The following is a 17,067-nucleotide window of genomic DNA, read 5'->3' as shown; positions in this document are numbered from 1 at the left end:
ATTAGACGAGAATACTCCCCCTTCTAAACGTTCAGGGCGAAGCCCTAGTCCAAGTGGGGGATGAATCGTCGTCGGTCAGGACGTGTCTTCCAACACGTCAATTGTCCGACGCTCTTCGTTTGAAAACAATTAAAATCAGGAATAATTAAAATGTCACGTTCTTTGGAAACTGAAGATATAGGGTTGTGACAGGAAGTTCGTCTGTCACGTAAAATCTTCAACGTCCACCTTGCGGATGACCGAAGTAGCGAAAACCAAGCAGAGTAGGCATCCGCTCAAAAGAAACGGGCAAGTTTAACGTTCAACCGTCGGGACGACGGGGTTAGCCTGATAAAGTTTCGAACATTAGATCGAATAACTCAGGAATCCTCCACCTTTTAGCGAAGCGTAGGTGGAGGTAGTTCAATAGTTTCAGTTTAGCATCATAGCTTCCCTTTAGAAATAACGGATGTCACCTTCGATGTCGAGTCACGCGCTCCCTCGAATTGTTGAACAGTCATTCCGTCGATTTCTTTTACATCGCTAGTATCTGATAATTCAATCGTCACTTCATATTCCTTTTCCTCATACGGTTTAAACTGTTCTTCTTCAATCGCTTGTGTAAAAAGATGTTCTTTCGAAAACGTGTAAATCACGTGATTTCGTCCATCACGCACCATTAATTCAAAGCGTTGTGATGAAGGATACGCAATTTTCACGTTTTGGTCATTTGGATTGTGCAACCGTACGATTGCCTCTATTGTATTCAATCCAACAGCCTGTCCTGACACGGCAATTTCAATCGGTTGATTCGACACTTTTGTTGCAAGGTCCGCTTTTTTAGTTTCTTGACTACATCCGACTAACATGAGCGCTAATCCAAGTAACAGCAACCGTGTTCGAGACCATTTCATGACGTCTCCTCCCTCTTTTCATCCATTTTATCATACAAAAAAGGAGACAAGGTTTCCCTCATCTCCTTTTCATAGTTGCTGATTAAGCAACAGGCATTTCTGTTATATCGGTTGAACCTGAGAATAATTGTTCCATCCCCGTTACGAATAATTCATCACAGATCGCATCTGTCGCTGTGACCGGTGCGACGAGTGTGATTGTCCGGCTATCACCTGTCTCGATTGTAACGTACACACCAGAAGCCGTTCGTTCTTTATACCCCACTGCTAAGTCTGTTTCTGCAAAAAGTATCATGTCCCCGCATCTCCTTTGTTATGTTAGATTTCAGTTAAACCAACTCACTCGGTTAATCTCGAATCCGTTATGTTGATTTCACTTTACCAAACGTCCAAAAGAGCAGGTGAATTGTCATTCGACAATTCATGTCAAAACTTTATGCCAGTTTCCTAACCCATAAAATGGATGATATAAAAAACAAATCATTTCTTTTGAAACATGCAGATTATCATCAGATTTCAAAGACATTTCAAAATCATTACAGTCTTTTCTTCTTTTTTTTGCCAGGACATAAGTCTTATAGGTAAAATATGACTAGACAAAACATGCGCGATTTTGTCGAATGATTGTGCCAAACATGGTTTTTTCAAGTTCTTATGAACTTTCATCAATCAAACGGTTCATTTGTTGCCAGACTGTCCCTAGTGCTTCTTCCCCACTCTCGATTCGTGCTAAGGCGAGCTCGGCTTGGAGTGCGACTTCATATTCTTTATCTTGCGCTGCTTCTTTTAAGCGAGATACTGCCCGTTCCGTTCCAACATCGAATAGAAAGCGCGCGGCACGCCAACGAACAAGTTTGTTTTTATCGGTCAACGCTTCAATCATCATCGGCTCCGCTTCCGGAAGTGCCCAATCAGATACTGTATCCCCTGCGGTCCGACGAACGATTCCTGAAGGGTCATGTAAAGCATTCGTGATATATTCGAGCAATTCTTGACGATTCTCCTCAAACATGCCGAGCTTGACGATTGCTTGTCGTCTGATTTGCATTTTTTCATCCTGAAGCATCTTCGCATAAGCCGAGATCCAGCTTAAATCAATCGGTAATTCATCCAGTGCTGCAAACCGCTCTTTCCAGTCGCTCGAGCTAAGGGCTTGTCCATCAAACGTAACGTCTTCACCCGAAGCGAGTACTTTCAATCGTTCAACCCGCTCTTGAGGATAGGCGATTTCGAGCTCTTGCGCCACTTCCTCTAGACTATCGTCCAGTTCCCCATACCGTGGGGCTTGTTCAACCCAGCGTCGATCACTAATGACATTTTGGACAAAAGGTTGGACGAATAGTGCAGCATCCCGAAACCTTTCCGGTAACCCTTGTCGTTTTTCTTCTAATCCTTTGACGCCTTTGATTTGCATCGGGACACCGAGGATGAATTGAACAAAGAGATGCACAGGTTCGAATGCGGCATCTGTTTCATGATTTTCGACATCACTTAAATTCTCACCAAAAGCTCGGCGAATTTCGATGACGAGTGTTCGCCAATCGTATTTTGGAAAACGTTCGACGGCAAGAAAGTCACTCACTTGATAGACTGATTTAATTCCAGGAATGTCTAAAAGTTTCGTTACGTGCTCCGGCGCACCAAAAGCATGTTCAAAGGTCTGTCCCTTTTCAGAAAATGTTTCATCAACGATGACTTTCATGTTGTTTGGACTTGGTGTTGGTTCAATTGCTACAATTTTCATATCGATCCCTCCCCCTCCATCATTCAGAAACTTTAAAGAAATTGCAACGCAAAAGCTCTACGATTCGAACCGTAGAGCTTTGATGTTGTTTAAGCAAATACACGCTCGATAATCTCACAGAACGCATCCGGTGTTTCAAGCATCCCCATGTGACCACTGTCCGTCGATTCAAAGCTGATCCGTGAGTTATTCGGGCTAAATGCACTCTCTTTAGAGATAAGGGCATCTTTTTCACCATGAACAATCACACCAGGAACTGAAGTTTGATTCAATGCGCTCGTGACATCTCTCCGGTCGCGCATCGCACTTAGAGCGCGTATTGCACCTTCGACTGTCATCATGTAACCAATCTCTTTTGCTTCAGAAATTAGCATCGGATCTGCCCCTTCAGCAAATAAGCCGGGAATCATGCCGTCAACGAATGCCCGAACTCCAATTTCCTCGACACGACTAATGTTTTGATTCCGTTTTTGTTTCGCTTCAGTAGCGTCTGGTTTCGCCGTTGAATAGACGAGACCGAAACCAGCAATTTTATCTGCATAAGCTTCGACGATCGCAGCCGTAATATATCCGCCGAAAGAGTGACCAATGATAATCGGATTTTCGATTTCCCGGCGTTCCAAGTCCTTCATGACCCACTCTGCAAATCCTTCCACTGTGTCAGGTCCTACGTCCTCTCCTTCATGACCGGGTAGTCGCAGCGGCAAGACATCAAACGATAAGCGAAGCTTTGCTTCCACCCGATTAAAATAATCTGTTCCTCCAGCAAATCCGTGTAGCAATACGAGTGTTTGTTTCGACATTGACTAACTCATCCCTTCCATTCCGATGCAAGCATCCGGTAAATTGTCAAATCCATAAAACGTCCATGACTGTAGGCATAATCCTCAAGCAATCCTTCCGATTGAAAACCTAATTTTTGGACGAGTGCATTCGAAGCAAGATTTTCAGGTGCAACAAGGGCACTGATGCGATGGAGGGCGAAGTCTTCGAATCCATGTGTTAAAACAGCACGCGCCGCCTCAGAAGCGACACCTTGCTTCCAGTAGTCTTGACTGACCTCAAAACCGATTTCAGCACGGTGGTACTGCGCTAACCAATTATGGAAGCCGATTGTCCCGATTAATTGGTTCGTTTGCAAATCAGCGATTGCCCACCGAATCGCCTTCCCTTGTGTAAACTGTTCTTTGAAATAACTAATGACGTTTTTTGCTTCATACACAGTCGCTAACGGATCCGATCCGTAATAGTACATGACGTCCTCATCTGAAAGAATCTTAAATAAATCACGTGCATCTTTATTTTCAAGTTCCCTTAGAACAAATCGTTCCGTCGTCAACTCTGGAAATGGTTTTCGTAACCCCCACATCGTTTGATCACCTCTTTTTATGCTTCTATTCTTTATTATGCCCGTTTTCAAAAGGAATTATTCTTTTCGCTCGATTGAAGTTTTGCTACTATTGAAATAGTAAGTATTGATGAGTCAAGAAAGGAAGCAGATGGCTATGTCAAGTACAATGCTTTATTTTTATGAAGATGCAGAAAACCATCGTTTAACGATGTCTGGTGTGACATTTTCTGATTTCATGATTGCGCTAGATTTAAAACGTCCATTACTTGTCTCAGGTGCAGACTTTAAAGCCGTCAAACAATCGTTTCGTACTTCGCTCAATTACGTTGAAGCACATGAAATCGAGCAATTTTCCGCGTCGAATGATGTCGTTCGTCATCCATTGAACGCGATCGACATCCGCTCTTCACATTCCTTAGATACATTAACTGATCCTGAAGTTGCGGAGCTGTTATTCCTCATGCATATGAAGCGTGGTATGCCGAGCCCGTTCGCGTCATCGGTCGAGAACGAGTTCGCCTATTTCAGTGAACACGACGGATTTCAGGCAACAGTATATTTAAAAGATTGGTCCCGAATCGAGCAAATTCTCTCAGTCTTAATTCAGCGAAAGATTCGTCACGAGCTTCGTGGGTTATCTCCCCGTCCTTTGACGGCTGAAATCCTGATCCATATTCGTCAATTGCTCAGCGAAGGTGTGTTAATTGATTTCGCGAATATAAAACGCTCTGTTTTTACGAGACAACTCAGCATTCCTCTTTATATTGCGGGTCGTTACGAAGACATGGCCGTGCTAAAGGAAGACTTTGAGTCTGAAAAAGAGTCCATCATCGCACGTGGTGAATTCGTCCACCGCAAAAAAGCCTGGGATTTTGAGGTACGATGATCTTCAGCATCTCTATCATCAAATGATAGGATGCTTTTTTTGTATCTTATTTTTTTCTACTTTCATGTATTATTTCAAGAAATCTAATATCATACAATACCTCTCTTGAATTAATTGAATTTTCACATAAAATAATGCTAGCTTCTTTTAGAGACTTCGTTATAATGAGATTAACCTTTTGGATAAGTTAGAAGTTGCAGTTGTTTTTTTTCGTTACACGTATGATGATTGTTCGTGTTAGCTAACAAAGGAGGAACTAGTTATGGACCAGTTAAAAGTGAACGGAATCGGATCATTCGCTAAATTCGCGACGAACGGACATATCCTGAAACTGAAGGATGCGTCAATTGGCGAACTTAAATTATCACTGAATGATGCGAGCTCAATGGCAATCTCACCGATTGATGAAGAGACCGGAGTATTCACCATCCGAGGGCAGCAACAGGAACCGCTCGTCGAGCTAACGTTGCCCCGTCAATCTTGTGAAGTCGTTCACGCCTGGCTCCTCCACAAAATGAGACGACAAAAAAAGGGGCGCTTCATGGCTTCTAGTTAAACTTATGTCGCTCGTTATATCTATATTAACCATCCGGTCACTTCTTCAATGAAGGACCGGATTTTTTGTTATAATATGGTTCTTTTCGCATCTTTTTTAGTAATAATATGCATGATAACGTTCTCAATATTTTTTCTTTTGGAACAATTGTCAGAAAATATTGATTAATCATGTATCCCGTGATAATCTGAGACAAATTCAACGAGAGGAGCACCATATTATGAGCACTTTAGTTTTAACTTTGAATCACCGACTGATTATTCTGTACGCGTGGGACTGAAAACATTTCATGTGACGATGAAATAGTTTTTGGGCCCTCCTTTCGATGGATCGAATGAGGCGTCCAGTGAAACAGATGGCGCCTATCCAATCTAACGGATAGGTTTTTTAATTCCACATTGCGGTTGATCTTCTTTTACAAGTGTAGAGGTTAAAACGCGTTTGCTTCGACTCCTCGATTCTTGAATAACGAATGTTTTAAAATTTATTTATAACAGCTAATTTCTAATGGTATAGTGAGTAAGATTATGAGGAATCAGGAGGCATAATATATGTTGAACCGTAAAGATTTATTCGCTTTAGGATTTATGATTTTCGCTTTGTTTTTTGGTGCCGGTAACTTAATTTTCCCACCCGAACTCGGTGCTCTTGCCGGAACACAATTCTTACCTGCCATGCTAGGCTTCATCGTAACAGGCGTCGGTCTCCCGTTAGCGGGCTTAATCGCAGTCGCTTGGGTTGGCGGCGGAATTAGTACGCTGGCAAATCCATTGCCGAAAGCTGTTGGTGCTTTCTTGACATTCGCACTTTACGTCGCGATTGGTCCATTCTTCGGCATCCCGAGAACATCCGTCGTCACGTATGAACTTGGTATCGTTCCTTTTTTAGGAGAACCCAGCCAAACGACGTTAATCATTTCATCATTACTCTTTTTCTTGGCAACCGTGTTTCTCGTTTTAAGACCGGGTAAGTTACTTGATATCATCGGTCGCTTCATCACACCGTTATTACTGACGGCACTTATGATTCTCAGTATAAGTAGTATCGTCAATCCACTTTCTGCCGTCGAGGCACCAGCTCCTGCATACAACAGTTTTACGAACTCGTTTGTTCAAGGATTTCTTCAAGGCTATTTGACCCTCGACGCACTCGGTGCACTCGTCTTCGGGGTTATCGTCTTACACACGCTTCACACACGTGGAATTAAAGATCGTACATCACAATTAAAAAACGTGACAAAAGCCGGTTTAATTGCCGCAGTCTCATTGACTGTCGTCTATACAGGACTTGGTTTCATTGGACGAAACAGCTTCGGTGCTGTCGGTTCAGTCAGCGGTCCTGATTTGTTGCAACAATATGCTGATAGTACGTTCGGTACGGTTGGTTTAGTCATTTTAGGAACAGCGATTTTGCTTGCTTGTTTAACAACTTCCGTCGGTCTTGTGACAGCATTTTCAGAATATTTGATTTCATTGTTTAAACGATTGTCTTTCCCGGTCGCAAGTATCACGACAGCCGTATTAGGGTTCGCAATCTCGATTTTCGGATTGCAGACACTACTGTCGATTGCTGTACCTGTATTGATGTTCCTTTATCCGATTGTCATCGTCTTAATCGTCTTGACGTTCATTCGTTCAGCTATCAAGAAGCCAGCCATCGTCTATGGTGCGACATTGTTCGTAACGGCGCTTCTCTCTTTACTCAGCTCACTCATGTCGTTAAAAGTTTTACCTGCATTCGCCAGCAGTATGTATAAAGCTTTCCCGTTAGTCGACCAAAACATGGCATGGTTATTACCTGCAATCGTGACATTCATCATCAGTTCATGGATTGGACACGTTTCTCATAATTCCATCAGCCAAAAACAAGCAGGCTGATGATTCCGCTTTCATGCCTGTGGTATAATGAGAAAAATGGAATTCTACTGGAGGCGTCGTTTTAATGGATAAGATTGCTTGGATCACCGATAGTATGGCTTTTTTCCGAGAGGGAGAAGCAGAACAGATCGGAGTCCATGTGGTGCCGACCCAACTCATCATTAACGGTGAATCGTACCGTGAGTATGTCGACATTTCAATTGAACAACTAGATGAAAAAATGAAACAACATTCTTCTGCCGTCCCTACGACTTCTCAGCCTTCCTTTGGAGAGTTAGTCGAGTTGTATGAGCGTCTAAAGAGCGAAGGATATGATTACGGGTATGCCATTCATATCACGAGTGGCTTAAGCGGAACATATGCAAGCTCAGTCGCAGCTGCAGAGGCTGTTGGCTTCCCCTTGTATGCCATTGATTCTTATACAGGGGCGACCAATCAGCAAGAAATGATTAAGATTGCGATCGAGCTCGCAACTTCTGGAATGCGTCCTGAAAACGTGATGACTGTTCTCGAAAAGTTCAAACACGGTTCTCACTTTTATTTGATCATCGGGAATATGGAAACGATGCGGCGTGGGGGTCGCGTTTCAAGTAGTCAATTTTTACTTGCGAACATGCTGAATATCAAGCCGATTGTTACGTTCAATGAACTTGGGAAACTCGTTCCCTTTAAGAAGGTTCGCTCCTTGAAGAAAGCTTTTCAGGAAATGGCTACGGAGGTCGTGGCAAAAGTCCAGGCTTCTGGTCTACACCAGCAAAGACTCTACGTCGGACATACATTGGCGTTAGAAGAAGCTGAACAACTTCGTGGTCTCATTCAATCTAAACTATCTGACGTTTCCATCGAAATCACTCAATTCGGCCCATCTATTTTGTCACATGCAGGTGCCGCTACTATCGGTGTCTATTGGTTCGACCAAATTGAATACCCGTAATAGTAAAAAGAAAAAGCATCCGACGTCACTACGTCGGATGCTTTTTCTTTTACTTTAATGATTCACGTTTGATAACGATGAAATAGTTCTTCTAATAACGCTGATTCATCCTCTACGGAAGAGATTCCTTCATGGGGACGAGTCAGACGTTCCGATAAGGTCATCGCCGGATAAGCTTGCCAGTTCGTCACTTCTACTTCTTCGAGATAGATTAAAATCGACGACATCGTGGCAGGTTGCTGATGTTGTCGCAGCCAATTTTCATATCGCTTATCTGATTTCCCTTCTTTTAGCAGGGTTTTCCCGCTCTCAAGAATTGCCCACTTTGGTTTTGCGTCGATTTGAAATAATTCAAGATGTTTAAACTGATCTACCGTTCGGCTCGTCACTGGAATCACTTGATTGATTTCAACTAGACGCTTCAGGCGCAGATGCGCCCGCATCGTCATGAACTGTTTGTTTCCATCCATTCGCTCGACGAGCAATGTCGGTTTGTTCATCGTCCGCATCGTTGCTTCATCGAACAAAATGCTATTGTCAATATCAAGTAACAACATTAATTGTAAATCTCCTTTTTTCGTCTCGGTGATACGAATGCATATGATAAGCTGAGGACGAAGGCCGCGAATAAAAATCCTCCGAGGACATCAGAAAAATAATGAACGTTCAAAATAATCCGTGAAGATCCCATTGCGAGAAACATCAACGTACAAATCGTGCTGACGACAATCCGCCCCGTCCGACTTAAAAAGCGCCAAGCAAGTACGATGAATCCTCCATAAACGGCAAATGCCATCGATGAATGTCCACTTGGAAAGCTATATCCTACGCCCCCTACCAAGTCATTTAATGATGGACGTTCTCTGACGAAAATCAATTTAACGACTTGATTTAACGCCCCGACGGAGAGACAAGCAATGAAATACCAAATGCTACCGACTTTATCACGCCAAATCAGGTAACTGACGATTGCAAGAATGCTCGTAATCGTCACAGCTCCGACACCTGATCCAATCCGCGTGAACCACGAGACATAGCTACCTGGAACACGTTCTGCCATTTCATTCGATAATTGGGCATCAAACAAAAAATAACCTGTCAGGCGAATCGATAACGCAATCGTTAAAAACAATACGAGTACGATTCCTGAGACGATTAACGCCCGATGATTGGTTTTCATTAGTACGTTCCCTTTCGTTGTTCAAGTTCTTCCGCTGAATAGTCTTCTTTATCACGTAAACGGTGTGCAAGGCGTCCGGATGCGTTCGCTGCAATCGCCGCGACAATGTCATCCATGAACGTATTGACACGTCCATCATCGACTTTCGTATCGAGCTCCTTGATAATACCGATTTTGGCTTTATCTAAGTAACCGAACGTCGTGACCGCGATTGAACCATACGTATTGACCGCACCAATCGCAATCGTTTCATCGACGCCAAACAATCCTTCATCGCTTCGAATGATGGATAATAATGGTTCAGACAACAGACCCTTTTCCGCAAGAATATCAAGTTCTGCCCCAACTAAAATCGCATGTTGGAGTTCCCGTTTTTCGAGTACACGTTCGACTGAGCTGAGACATGTCTCGAGTGTCAACTCCTCCGTATAAGGTGCCTGCATCTGATACACGATTTCAGAAATGGCATGAATCGTTACTCCACGTTCGTGAAGCTTTTCAATCGCTGCTTGTTTGACCTCTTTTGAATGTGCTTTTTCTTTCATGACTAAATCCACCTCTCTGACAAAGTTCTTCACAAGTATACACAGATTCCCTGACTCTTCTCAAACATCTTTGACATAGCGCCCATAATCCGTCATGATTATTTTGTAAAGCGTTATCATTTTAGGGGAAAGTAGGGGATTTTTCGATGAACATCGGGGTAGTTCTGTTTCCATCGAAGCGCATACAAGATTTCGCGAATTCGTATCGAAAACGATATGATTCAAAGTATGCTTTAATCACGCCACATATTACGATGCGTGAACGCGTGAGTGTTGATGAAAGTGAGTTAGAATCGATTGTTTCTGAATTAAACAAAGTGGCTGAACAAACGAAACCACTCGCACTACATCTTCAAGGGGCACGCTCTTTCCATCCGACAAACAATGTTTTGTTCTTAAAAGTCATGCCGACGGACGAAATGGAGCAGTTGCATCGTGCGTTACATTCAAATGGACTCGAACATACACCCAAGTACGACTTTTTGCCACATATTACGATTGGCCAAGATCTTTCTGATGTCGAACTGTTCGACGTTCTAGAACGGCTAAAGATGGAAGATATTCGCTTTCAAGAAGACGTCACGAAAATGGCACTTCTCTATGAATTAGAAAATGGTGCCTGGAGCGTTTATGAAACATTCCGCTTCAAACAACACTAACATTAAACTTCCCGGTCGAACTTACGGCCGGGAAGTTTTAATTCCGGTAAAACTCCATACGCATTCGCTTGTTCTTCTAATTCATAATCATGTGACTGAATCCGCTCAATCGGATTGATTCGGGCAATCGGTTCTGTTTTTCGTTCCGGTTCAACACGAACCTGCCGATTGACGTATTGAACGACTGTAAAATCAATTTGATACATATCTCTTCCCTCCTATTTCTGTAGCCGTTATTTTCCTCATCTACTTTTCTTATTCCCAAAATAGCTTTTTAGAAAACAAAAAAACCAGGGTTGCCCCCGGTTTAGAACTACAGCAAATAGGTTGAGCACTTAAAGAATGTGGAAACCACTGTCGACGTGGAGAATTTCACCTGTCACGCCACTCGACATTTGTGACAACAGGAACAAGCCACTTTGACCGATTTGTTCCGTCGAAACGTTTCGGTGCAGTGGTGCGCGCTCTTCGATGCTGTCGAGAATCGAGTTGAAGTCGCCGACACCTTTTGCTGATACCGTACGCACTGGACCAGCTGAGATTGCATTGACACGAACACCTTGTTTTCCGTATTCAGCCGCAAGGTAACGAACGCTAGCGTCGAGCGCAGCTTTCGCGACACCCATGACGTTATAGTTCGGGACCATCTTCTCACCACCGAGATATGTCAACGTGATGACTGAAGCATCTTCTGTGAAAAAGTCCTTCGCTGCTTTGACGACTGCCGTTAAGCTGAATGCAGAAATATCGAGCGCTTGCGCGAACTGTTCACGCGTTACGCTTGAAAACTCGCCGCGTAATGCTTCTTTATCGGCAAAGGCGATCGAATGGGCAATCCCCGAAATCTGTCCGTGATCCGCATGGATGCTTTGGAACACTTGCTCGATTTCTTTATCACTCGTTACGTCACATGTATAGTAAGTAGCTGGTCGCGATAATTCTTTCCCTAACTTTTCGAGTGGTGCTTTAAATCGTTCGCCTACATACGTAAACGCGAGGCTTGCACCTGCTGCGTCAAGCGCTCGGGCAATTCCCCATGCGATCGAGCGTTGATTGATGACACCCATTACGACATACGTCTTTCCCTCAAGTGAAGGATAAATATTCATTTGAACTCCCCCTAAAATTAGTACCTGGTAATAACACCTATATCTAGGTTACAAAAACGTAACGCTTCTGTCAACCACCCCTCTTGATATTGCGATTTTGATAAATTACGTTAATATAGAAAGAGATAGAAAGTAGGGATGAAATGAACCGTTTTAAATCATTTACACAACGATATGATAACACGTTACTTTTTTTACTCGGTTGCCTGATGATCATCAGTATCATCGCAATCTATACGGCGCAACCTTTTTTGCAAGGCGCGATTAGTGAAATCAATTTCATGGCGAAACAGATTCAGTGGTATATCATCGGATTTATCGCACTATCTGTCGTCATTCTCATCGATTATGAGCAACTCAAACGTTTTCATTGGTATTTATATGGAGCAGGAATCGTCTCCTTGATTGGTCTTGTCGTCTTACGTAATACACCGCTTGTTGCGAACATTAAAGGGGCGTATGGCTGGTATCAGCTTCCGGTCATCGGAACGGTCCAACCGGCAGAGTTCATGAAGTTCTTTTTGATTGTCACGTTAGCTGCCGTCATCTCTGAACATAATGCACGGTACGTTCAACACGAACGTGATTTTTTACTTCTGCTCAAAATGGTTGTTGTAACATTACTTCCACTCGCTTTAATCATCATCCAACCCGATTTAGGAATCGGCTTAATTTTATGTGTTATTCTTGCCTGTGCGATGCTCTTATCCGGCCTCAACTGGAAGTGGCTCCTGAGCATGGTGATTTTATTTACAATTTCAATCGTCGGTTTCTTTTATCTCTTTTATTTCCAAAATGATTTACTTGCGACCTTCTTCCCAGGACACGCGATGAACCGAATCATGGCGTGGTTACAACCATTTGAGTATGCCGACGATTTATCTTATCAATTGGTCCAATCGATTAATGCGATCGGCTCCGGGCAAATGTTTGGTGTCGGCTATGGAAAACTCCAGGTTTCCGTCCCGGAATTGCATACTGATTTCATTTTCACTGCGATTTCTGCCCATTACGGATTTATTGGGGCTGCCGTCGTCTTAGTCATCCTGTTTTTGTTCATCTACCGCCTGATTCAAATCGCACTTGAAACAGCCGATCCGTTCGGAACCTATATCGTGACAGGTTACGTCGCAATGTTTACGTTCCAAATCTTTCAAAACATCGGGATGACGATGGGTGTTTTACCGATCACCGGCCTCCCACTGCCTTTCATCAGCTATGGAGGTTCGACGATGATCGTCAACTTAGTAGGTCTTGGCCTTATTATGGCGATCGCTTCCCAATCACGTGTCTCGATGTTTGATGAAGATTAAAAAAAGAGTTGATTCCCTGTTGCAGGAATCAACTCTTTTTTATTGTTCTAAGAACAAATCACTCGGTAACGGCGCTTCGAACATGACCATTTCTCCCGTCCCCGGGTGAGGAAACCGTGCGCTTGCACTATGAAGCGCTTGGCGTGGAATCAATGGCGTCCCGCGATACATCGTATCTCCGACTAACGGATGACCGAGTGCTGCGAGATGAACACGAATTTGATGTGTCCGTCCCGTTTCCAGCTTGATTTCTAACTGTGAAATCGTTCGCATGAATGCTTCGACTGCCGTACTCTTCAAGATATGCGTAACCGCCCGTTGACCATCTTCACGGACCATCCGTTCCATGAACGAATGGTCCGTCTGACCAATCGGTAAATCGATTGTTTGTGGACCGAGTTCTCCTTCAATCAATGCAATATAACGCCGGTCGAGCAGTCCATTTTGTTGCATTTTACTCAATTGATGATGAGCTAGCGCATGTTTGGCAAAAATCACAAGCCCACTTGTATCCCGGTCCAATCGATTGACGATATGAATCGCATACGGAATCTGTCGTTGTTTATAGTAACCCAACACGAAATTCGCCAAAGAACGTTCCGGGTGAAGACGCGAGGGAATCGAAGCCATCCCCGGTGGTTTATTGACAATCAACAACCACTCGTCTTCAAACAAGATATCAAGCTCTCCTTGTGTCGCAATCATGTCTTCTGCTGGGTGCTCCTCAGGGAAAGAGACATGGATTTCGTCGTCGAGATCGACACTCTCGTTAACGTTAACATGTTGTCCGTTTCGCAAAATGTCACCATGATGCTTTATCGACACGAGCATTTTTCGGGAAATTCGGAGGCGCGTCGTACAAAAATGTCCGACACTCCAGCCGACCTGTTCATGTGTCACTGTTTCTTTCAATTCAAATACCATCATCACTTACCTCTTTTACTTAACTTCTTTCTTCTGCTAAAAATGATTCTCTGACCCGCTCCCAAAACGGGAAGGAACGAAAACGGGCAAATTTTACTTTCTTATCGGAGACACGACAGCGAATCGATTTTACGTTTTGATGAACAATAGAAGCATAATGATCGTAAGTCAATTGAAAATCAATCGGATTGACCGGTCGTATTTCGACATCATGGTGCTTCGGCAACAACATCGGGGAACCGATTGTTCGATATACACGATTGTTGATGGAAGCCATCTCAGTAATTTGAATCGCTTCGAGGGCCGGGTGGACAATTGCACCACCTAACGCCTTGTTGTAGGCTGTCGAACCGGATGGGGTCGAGATACATAACCCATCCCCACGAAACGTCTCAAAGTAGTCTCCACGTATCGACAAGTCACATACAAGTGTCTGATTAAAACTTTTAATCGTACATTCGTTTAGCGCCAACAACTTATTATGTGAACCGTCCGCATAATCAATCGACAGCTCAAGCAATGGGTATTCGACCGTCGCCAAATTTTCATCTGCGATATGACGAATCAACTCGTCCATTTCTTCCGGGCGCCAATCTGCATAAAAACCAAGATGTCCCGTATGAATCCCAACGAGTGTGATGTCTTCGACTTGACTCAAATAAGAATGAAATGCCTGGAGCATCGTTCCATCTCCACCAATTGAAATGATGATTTCCGGAGTCGCTGCATCAAGAACACTCCCCCGAGCAATCAACTCTTGTTCCAATTGATCGCGTAGCATTCGCGAGCGTTCATCATCTCGTGCTGTAATCGCAAAGCGCATGGTCATCCTCCTACTCGCTTACTGGATTATTAGTTTGTTTTCCGTCTCGTTCATGTAGGACGAGCTGTGCGTCTTGAATCTCTACTTTCAGTTGACTCATTTCCGCATCCAATAAAAAGGCGGCTTCCGCGGCACGTCGCAGTCGTTCGCGTGTTTCCTCCGGAATGTTTCCTTGGTATTTATAATTGAGTGAGTGCTCAATCGTCGCCCAAAAGTTCATCGCAAGTGTCCGAATCTGAATCTCAACGAGCGTCGGAATCTCACCTTCAATCGTTTGGACAGGATAGGCAATAATAATATGATAGGAACGATATCCGCTCTCTTTTTTTTGTGTGATATAATTTCGCTCTTCGACCACCTTAAAGTCTCCACGTGATCGTAACAGTTCTAGTACGTGGATGATGTCGTCGACAAATTGACACATAATGCGTAAGCCGGCGATGTCTTGCATCTCTTGTTCTAACGAACTGATCGCAATCGATTTCCGCTCCGCTTTTTGGATAATACTCTTCACAGGTTTTACCCGTCCCGTGACAAATTCAATCGGTGAATGTTCCCCACGTTGTTGAAATTGTTTTCGAATGGCCTTTAGCTTTACCTTCAGTTCATCAACCGCGATTTGATACGGCGCGAGAAATAAATCCCAATTTTCTTTTGTCATCGTTTTCGTCACCACTTTTAATCTAAATTGTTGGTTCAATTCGTTCCACTACTTCATTCATGTTATCATATTTTCAAGCATTCAACTAGAAAGGCGTGAACCGGAATGAGACAAGAAATGGAAATTGAATTTAAAAACTTGTTAACAGCAGATGAATACAAGCAACTGATGCAAGTTTACGGCAAACAAGACGAAACGATTTGGCAAGCAAATGATTATTTTGATACACCTACGTTTGAATTGCGTCAGCATGGCGCCGCTCTACGCATCCGTCAGAAAAAAGAGGGTCTCGTATTAACCTTAAAAGAACCGAAAGATGATGGTTTACTTGAAACACATGTTTCTCTATCGGAAGCAGAGGCAGAGGAATTATTCAAATATGGTCTGATTCAATCTGATGCGATGAATGAACAATTGAGTCGCTTCAACTTAACAGCATCGCTTGAACACTTAGGACGTTTAGAAACAACTCGTTTTGAAACAAAATTGAAAGACGGATTGCTCGTACTGGATCAAAGTCACTATTTAGGCGTAACCGACTACGAATTAGAATTCGAAGTGCAAGCCTTCGAACAAGGTCAACTTGCTTTCACGCAACTGCTCGAGAAACATCAAATTCCACGTCGTGAAACGAAAAATAAAATTGTCCGTTTCATGGAGCGTAAAGCGGTTTCACGCTAATCGTGTACAAATGTACAAGCAAAACCTTTGCTCTTTCATTTTTTTCGTTGCTAAAATAGGGTAACGATAACAACAGAAGGGGGTGAACGGATGGAACACGATCAATGTAACGGTTCTTATTGTTCATTGGACGAACCATCAATTCAACAACCGACGAAACCCCTAGAAATTTATCATTTTCTAGATGTGACGCAAACAGATGGTTTACGGTTGATACCCGTTCTCAAGAAATTAGAGTTAGAGTATGGTCATCTCTTCCGACTCAGAACGATTGCGACAATTCCTTGTGCTCCATCACGCTCTGCGTGTGATATGTCGCCATTGTTGATTTTAAAAGCAATCGAACTACAAGGTAAGACATTCGGAATGCGCTTCATGAGACGTCTCCGGATGTTGCATAATGTAGAAGGCGAAAGTGCCTATACACGTTCTTCTTTAATCCGCTTAGCCGAAGCCTTAACTGAATTCGGTCTCGACTTGGAGGAATTTCATCGCGATGTTGAATCAAATACGATTCAGCTCATGCTCGAAAAAGAAACGCAGCTCGTGACAGAATGGGACGTACGCGTCCTCCCTACCCTCGCTTTCATTGGAGATGAAGAAGCCATTAAAGCTGAAGGTGCTTATGAATACCTCATTTATGTCTCCATTTTAAATGAGTTATTGGATCAACCTGTTGAGAAGCAACCAAAGCCACCGCTCGAACATTTCTTGAAACGGTATGAAACAGCAACAACTTCAGAAATCGCTTTTATTTACGATGTATCTGAAGCGCAAATTGAACATGAGTTGAAAAAACTTGCACTTCAACAAAAATGTGTCTCACTTTCTTATTGTGACGGTAAAGTATGGCGTCACCTTAAAGACTCAGCACATGCTTAAGTTAAAAGAAAAAGGTGTTTCCGCAATTGCGGAAACACCTTTTTTGTCA

General features: G+C 43.3%; 21 protein-coding genes. 8 read left to right on the top strand and 13 right to left on the bottom strand.

From position 1 onward, the window contains the following. Positions 1–422: 422 nt before the first annotated feature. The 5 genes from KNP94_RS10140 to KNP94_RS10120 form a co-directional block, all read right to left on the bottom strand. On the bottom strand, positions 423–893 hold the full coding sequence (locus KNP94_RS10140) for a BsuPI-related putative proteinase inhibitor (protein ID WP_088837476.1): 471 nt from the start codon (positions 891–893) through the stop codon (positions 423–425). An 82-nt stretch (positions 894–975) separates the two neighbouring features. Continuing rightward, positions 976–1,188: a hypothetical protein gene (locus tag KNP94_RS10135; RefSeq protein ID WP_215115618.1), complete on the bottom strand. Its 213-nt coding sequence runs from the start codon at positions 1,186–1,188 to the stop codon at positions 976–978. Between the two features lie 357 nt (positions 1,189–1,545). Then, entirely contained in the window at positions 1,546–2,637 is a 1,092-nt protein-coding gene (locus KNP94_RS10130; protein ID WP_088837477.1) for a virulence factor, read from the bottom strand. Between the two features lie 89 nt (positions 2,638–2,726). Then, positions 2,727–3,440: an alpha/beta fold hydrolase gene (locus KNP94_RS10125; protein ID WP_088837478.1), complete on the bottom strand. Its 714-nt coding sequence runs from the start codon at positions 3,438–3,440 to the stop codon at positions 2,727–2,729. Between the two features lie 8 nt (positions 3,441–3,448). Further along, positions 3,449–4,006 carry a GNAT family N-acetyltransferase gene (locus KNP94_RS10120; protein ID WP_029330974.1) on the bottom strand — a complete coding sequence of 186 codons (558 nt, stop codon included), beginning with the start codon at positions 4,004–4,006 and terminating at the stop codon, positions 3,449–3,451. A 136-nt stretch (positions 4,007–4,142) separates the two neighbouring features. Here KNP94_RS10120 and KNP94_RS10115 point away from each other — a divergent pair, with 136 nt between their 5' ends. The 4 genes from KNP94_RS10115 (at position 4,143) to KNP94_RS10100 (ending at position 8,241) form a co-directional block, all read left to right on the top strand. Beyond that, positions 4,143–4,874 (top strand): hypothetical protein, encoded by a 732-nt coding sequence (locus KNP94_RS10115; protein ID WP_088837479.1) that lies wholly within the window; start codon positions 4,143–4,145, stop codon positions 4,872–4,874. 262 nt (positions 4,875–5,136) lie between these two features. Continuing rightward, on the top strand, positions 5,137–5,430 hold the full coding sequence (locus tag KNP94_RS10110; protein ID WP_029330976.1) for a hypothetical protein: 294 nt from the start codon (positions 5,137–5,139) through the stop codon (positions 5,428–5,430). A 551-nt stretch (positions 5,431–5,981) separates the two neighbouring features. Beyond that, a complete protein-coding gene (gene brnQ / locus KNP94_RS10105; protein ID WP_088837480.1) occupies positions 5,982–7,307 on the top strand; it encodes a branched-chain amino acid transport system II carrier protein in 1,326 nt (441 codons plus the stop codon). A 64-nt stretch (positions 7,308–7,371) separates the two neighbouring features. After that, positions 7,372–8,241 carry a DegV family protein gene (locus KNP94_RS10100; RefSeq protein WP_088837481.1) on the top strand — a complete coding sequence of 290 codons (870 nt, stop codon included), beginning with the start codon at positions 7,372–7,374 and terminating at the stop codon, positions 8,239–8,241. A 62-nt stretch (positions 8,242–8,303) separates the two neighbouring features. Here KNP94_RS10100 and KNP94_RS10095 read toward each other — a convergent pair whose 3' ends face one another. From KNP94_RS10095 to KNP94_RS10085, 3 genes are read right to left on the bottom strand one after another with little or no spacing between them, the layout of a single operon-like run. Beyond that, positions 8,304–8,798, bottom strand: coding sequence for a hypothetical protein (locus tag KNP94_RS10095; protein ID WP_088837482.1), 495 nt, complete (start codon positions 8,796–8,798; stop codon positions 8,304–8,306). Next, positions 8,798–9,421: a phosphatase PAP2 family protein gene (locus KNP94_RS10090; protein ID WP_088837483.1), complete on the bottom strand. Its 624-nt coding sequence runs from the start codon at positions 9,419–9,421 to the stop codon at positions 8,798–8,800. The genes KNP94_RS10095 and KNP94_RS10090 overlap by 1 nt, the downstream gene beginning before the upstream one ends. Beyond that, complete coding sequence (locus KNP94_RS10085; protein WP_088837484.1) at positions 9,421–9,966, bottom strand: phosphatidylglycerophosphatase A family protein; 546 nt, start codon at positions 9,964–9,966, stop codon at positions 9,421–9,423. The genes KNP94_RS10090 and KNP94_RS10085 overlap by 1 nt, the downstream gene beginning before the upstream one ends. A gap of 146 nt (positions 9,967–10,112) precedes the next feature. On the opposite strand from KNP94_RS10085, the gene KNP94_RS10080 reads away from it, so the two are divergent. After that, positions 10,113–10,625, top strand: coding sequence for a YjcG family protein (locus KNP94_RS10080; protein WP_029330982.1), 513 nt, complete (start codon positions 10,113–10,115; stop codon positions 10,623–10,625). Between the two features lie 2 nt (positions 10,626–10,627). Here the strand turns inward: KNP94_RS10080 and KNP94_RS10075 are convergent, their stop codons facing one another. Then, entirely contained in the window at positions 10,628–10,831 is a 204-nt protein-coding gene (locus tag KNP94_RS10075; RefSeq protein ID WP_029330983.1) for a hypothetical protein, read from the bottom strand. Positions 10,832–10,960: 129 nt separating this feature from the next. Continuing rightward, the gene (gene fabI, locus KNP94_RS10070) at positions 10,961–11,734 is read right to left on the bottom strand and encodes an enoyl-ACP reductase FabI (RefSeq protein WP_214768658.1); all 774 of its coding nucleotides are present in this window, start codon (positions 11,732–11,734) and stop codon (positions 10,961–10,963) included. Between the two features lie 143 nt (positions 11,735–11,877). Between fabI and KNP94_RS10065 the strand changes: the two genes are divergently transcribed. Continuing rightward, positions 11,878–13,047 carry an FtsW/RodA/SpoVE family cell cycle protein gene (locus KNP94_RS10065; protein ID WP_214766454.1) on the top strand — a complete coding sequence of 390 codons (1,170 nt, stop codon included), beginning with the start codon at positions 11,878–11,880 and terminating at the stop codon, positions 13,045–13,047. Between the two features lie 39 nt (positions 13,048–13,086). Here the strand turns inward: KNP94_RS10065 and KNP94_RS10060 are convergent, their stop codons facing one another. From KNP94_RS10060 to yjbM, 3 genes are read right to left on the bottom strand one after another with little or no spacing between them, the layout of a single operon-like run. Continuing rightward, positions 13,087–13,974 (bottom strand): RluA family pseudouridine synthase, encoded by an 888-nt coding sequence (locus KNP94_RS10060; RefSeq protein WP_251132625.1) that lies wholly within the window; start codon positions 13,972–13,974, stop codon positions 13,087–13,089. A gap of 16 nt (positions 13,975–13,990) precedes the next feature. After that, positions 13,991–14,794 (bottom strand): NAD kinase, encoded by an 804-nt coding sequence (locus KNP94_RS10055; RefSeq protein ID WP_088837488.1) that lies wholly within the window; start codon positions 14,792–14,794, stop codon positions 13,991–13,993. 10 nt (positions 14,795–14,804) lie between these two features. Further along, the gene (gene yjbM / locus KNP94_RS10050) at positions 14,805–15,455 is read right to left on the bottom strand and encodes a GTP diphosphokinase (RefSeq protein WP_029330988.1); all 651 of its coding nucleotides are present in this window, start codon (positions 15,453–15,455) and stop codon (positions 14,805–14,807) included. Between the two features lie 105 nt (positions 15,456–15,560). Here yjbM and KNP94_RS10045 point away from each other — a divergent pair, with 105 nt between their 5' ends. Both KNP94_RS10045 and KNP94_RS10040 read left to right on the top strand, forming a co-directional pair. Then, positions 15,561–16,136 (top strand): CYTH domain-containing protein, encoded by a 576-nt coding sequence (locus KNP94_RS10045; RefSeq protein ID WP_029330989.1) that lies wholly within the window; start codon positions 15,561–15,563, stop codon positions 16,134–16,136. Positions 16,137–16,226: 90 nt separating this feature from the next. Further along, entirely contained in the window at positions 16,227–17,018 is a 792-nt protein-coding gene (locus KNP94_RS10040; protein ID WP_088837489.1) for a DsbA family protein, read from the top strand. Positions 17,019–17,067 lie beyond the last annotated feature (49 nt).

Origin of the sequence: Exiguobacterium sp. s80 (assembly GCF_018618725.1) — a bacterium.
In the GTDB taxonomy this organism is placed as follows: domain Bacteria; phylum Bacillota; class Bacilli; order Exiguobacteriales; family Exiguobacteriaceae; genus Exiguobacterium_A; species Exiguobacterium_A oxidotolerans.
This window is presented reverse-complemented; position numbering and strand designations above follow the sequence as displayed.